The organism is Candidatus Glassbacteria bacterium (assembly GCA_019456185.1).
In the GTDB taxonomy this organism is placed as follows: domain Bacteria; phylum Gemmatimonadota; class Glassbacteria; order GWA2-58-10; family GWA2-58-10; genus JAJRTS01.
Map to the genome: position 1 here is coordinate 1 of VRUH01000127.1, position 2,514 is coordinate 2,514.

2 protein-coding genes are annotated in these 2,514 nt (G+C 61.2%); both read left to right on the forward strand.

Annotation, left to right across the window (positions count from 1 at the left end):
* Positions 1-1,599: 1,599 nt before the first annotated feature.
* Positions 1,600-1,806, forward strand: coding sequence for a hypothetical protein (locus FVQ81_18360; protein ID MBW7998494.1), 207 nt, complete (start codon positions 1,600-1,602; stop codon positions 1,804-1,806).
* A gap of 15 nt (positions 1,807-1,821) precedes the next feature.
* Positions 1,822-2,346, forward strand: a complete 525-nt coding sequence (locus FVQ81_18365) for a hypothetical protein (GenBank protein MBW7998495.1) — start codon at positions 1,822-1,824, stop codon at positions 2,344-2,346.
* The last annotated feature ends 168 nt before the right edge of the window (positions 2,347-2,514 follow it).

Genomic DNA, 2,514 nt, shown 5'->3' on the forward strand with positions numbered 1-2,514 from the left:
GGCTTCAATATCACGCCGTCCAACGGTTCGCAGAGCCGAAGCCTCCTGGTCAACCCCGCGCCGGCAGGCTGGGGGTTCGTTGGTGAACGGTTGTACCTGGTCCCTCACGATCTGCGCTCCACCGACAACAGCTTCCTGCTCGTCGCCATCGGGGACGGCGAGTTCCCGGTGGAGTTCGCCAGCATCCTGGGCACGTTGATTGCACCTACCGGCGTTGGCGACTACAAGCCCCGGTTGCTTGCGGTCCACACGTACTACCACCGGGTCAACGAACCGCCGGCTTACTCGCCGGCGCCGCACTTGCACCACTTGTTCCTCGGTTCAGTGGGCTTCATCCTGACTGCAGATGGCAACGTTGCCATGGGGACCACGCTCGGCTTCATCGTCCTGGAAGGCCACTACAAACGCCTCACCTTCGCTGAGCTAGCCCGGCAGGCGCAGAAACGAAAGTCCGATCCATCCCCGGACCAAGGTACTCATGCGAACGTCTGGGAAGCGTAGGTTCCATATGTTAACCTGCAGGCATGGAAGCACTACTGATCCTTACCTGCGTATCGACCCTGACATTCGTAATCGGGTTCCTGATCACTTACGAGAGGTGAACCGTCCTGGGGGCGACGTCTGGATAGGATCACGCGGGAAGGGTGCGCAAACACCACTCCGTAAGTCTGAAAGCCAGGTTGCGCCGTTGCCCCCAGGACGGGGCTCTAGGCCTGTGGACGCCCGGGTGGCGGGCTAGGACTAGCCTAGAGGCCTCAGCGGCGCCGTAGAGGCTCATGTAGCCTCCGGCGGGGGCGGTGTCGGATCCCCAGGTGGTACCAGGTGGTACCCGGTGGTGCCAGGTGGCGCCCAGGGGATCTCCCGACATCGACCGCGGTGTTGTCGGTAGGCGCCTGTTCAGAAATGAGGCACAGGCTGACGCCGGCAACACCGAGCCCCCATCCTTGACGGGCGAGGTGTGCACAATTGCAAGGACACCAGTCTGGCTCCAGGAAGAAACGGCGGGCTCATCGGCCCTCGTCAGGGAAGCTATCAGCACCTGGCTGGTCGCTTACCCCCCTCTCAAGTTCCACCCCTGGTTCCTTACAACTACGTTTAGGCGCGCGCGTGCGGAGTACCCGGAAAGTGCGCTTCAAGCTGTTGCTGGGGCTCTTCGAGGGAGCCTCGAACGTCCCTTGGGCTTTCTCGGTGCCGAGCGACACGCCAGTGGAGATATTCACATTCACGGACTTATCTCACCAGGCGTTCTTGAGCCTCACCGTTCCGATACGTGGAGTGACCTTTTCCGAAAGTTCGGAATTTCAAGAGTTGAAGCCGCCAGAGGGCTTGACAGCGTAGCGGCATATTGTGCAAAATATGTGACGAAAGACCTGGCCGCATGGCTCATGTTGTAGGAATGGAGATATTATGGCGGTGAGCGGAGAACGGGACTTAGACCGCGCGGCAGACCTGCGGAAGCGTTCCAAGGCTGCCAAGGGCACCGATGCGACGAGGATCCTTGAGAATGCCGCCAATCGCCTTGAATCGAGGGGGGCTCGCAAGCTGTCCAAGCTCGGCCGTAAGAAGCCCAAAGCGGCCCCGGAGCAGCGGAGGTAAGGCATGGCTGAGCAATTAGCGGCCGCCGAACGGGTGTTCAACGCGCTGAAGCGGCTCCGTCCCAATCAACGGGTGATCGCGGTCGGGATCTGTCAGGTCCTGACTCCGCTTTTAAAAGTCTCCCCCGATCCGCGGGCGGAGATTCTTGGCCAGGCGATAGATGCGGTGTGCGCCCGGTTCGATTCCAAGGGGCGCGCACGGAAGCGTTAACGGAGGTCTTCTGAGATGGTCACCGGGATCAGCCCGATCATCGTGGCCCGCAGCACCATCGCTGCGTCCACCCAGGGCACCACAGAGACGGACGTGATTGACTTCGACCTGGCCGTCAACCAGGCCGTCGAAATCTTCGGCGTCAAGAGCATCTGGAATAGCCCGGTGCAGGGCGATACCACGGCCCTCACTCAAGCCCTGGCCCAAGCGTCCCTGCACATCGAGGAAGACGCCGTGGACGACCCGGACATGGACGCCGACGCTACCGATCGAGATACTGAGATCATCCACATGGACGCCTTATCGCACGAGTCGGGCGACGACTCCGGCGCAGCTCAGGGAGGAATTGCTGTGGCCTTCGGGGTTCTGGCCACCCCGATCGAGCACTTCCCCGTTCCCATCCTGTCCCTCGTCAACCTCACCCACCGACTGGAGCTGGACGGGACTCTGGACGGTGCTAACCACTCCTATCTGGTCTACTACCGGTACGTCAGGCTCAGCGACCAGGAGCTGATCGGGGCTTTCGCCAAACGGCGTTAAAAGCCGGAGGTCCTCCAGGACGTAGCTAAAATCGACCAGTTGGACCAGGTCCCCCAATATGGAAAACCGAGAGAAGAAGACCTTCAACCTAGGCTTCAATATCACGCCGTCCAACGGTTCGCAGAGCCGAAGCCTCCTGGTCAACCCCGCGCCGGCAGGCTGGGGGTT

What these genes read in the sequence shown, in the direction of transcription:
- FVQ81_18365 (MBW7998495.1), top strand. Translation starts at nt 1,822, where the DNA reads ATGGTCACCGGGATCAGCCCGATCATCGTGGCCCGCAGCACCATCGCT.
- FVQ81_18360 (MBW7998494.1), top strand. Translation starts at nt 1,600, where the DNA reads ATGGCTGAGCAATTAGCGGCCGCCGAACGGGTGTTCAACGCGCTGAAG.